Annotated in this window: 1 protein-coding gene; it reads left to right on the top strand. The window is 68.5% G+C overall.

The annotated features are described in order from the left end of the window. On the top strand, positions 1-565 hold a 565-nt coding region (pstC, locus tag VQ02_RS33670; RefSeq protein WP_048448634.1), incomplete at both ends, for a phosphate ABC transporter permease subunit PstC.

Here is a 565-nt window from a genome sequence, read left to right as displayed (position 1 = left end):
GCCCTCGTCATCGGCGTGCCGATCTCGCTCGGCATCGCGATCTACCTGACCCAGCTCTGCCCCGGCTGGGCCCGCCGTCCGGTCGCCATGACGATCGAGCTGCTCGCCGCCGTGCCGAGCATCATCTACGGCATGTGGGGCCTGTTCATCTTCGCGCCGCTCTTCGCGCGCTTCGTGCAGATCCCTGTCTCGAACGTCGTCGAGGGCATGCCGATCGTCGGCACCCTGTTCTACGCCCAGGTGCCCTCGGGCGTCGGCGTGCTCACCGCCGGCATCATCCTGGCGATCATGATCGTGCCGTTCGTCGCCTCGATCACCCGCGACATGCTCGACCAGATCCCGACCGTGCTGCGCGAGAGCGCCTACGGCATCGGCTGCACCACCTGGGAGGTCGTGCGCCACGTCCTGATCCCGCAGGCCTCGGTCTCGATCATCGGCGCGATCATGCTGGGCCTCGGCCGCGCGCTCGGCGAGACCATGGCGGTCACCTTCGTGATCGGCAACGCCAACCGCCTCTCGGCGTCGATCTTCGACCCGGGCTCGACCATCGCCTCGCGCATCGCCA

The sequence above is a fragment of the Methylobacterium variabile genome (assembly GCF_001043975.1).
Taxonomy (GTDB): Bacteria; Pseudomonadota; Alphaproteobacteria; order Rhizobiales; family Beijerinckiaceae; genus Methylobacterium; species Methylobacterium variabile.
This window is presented reverse-complemented; position numbering and strand designations above follow the sequence as displayed.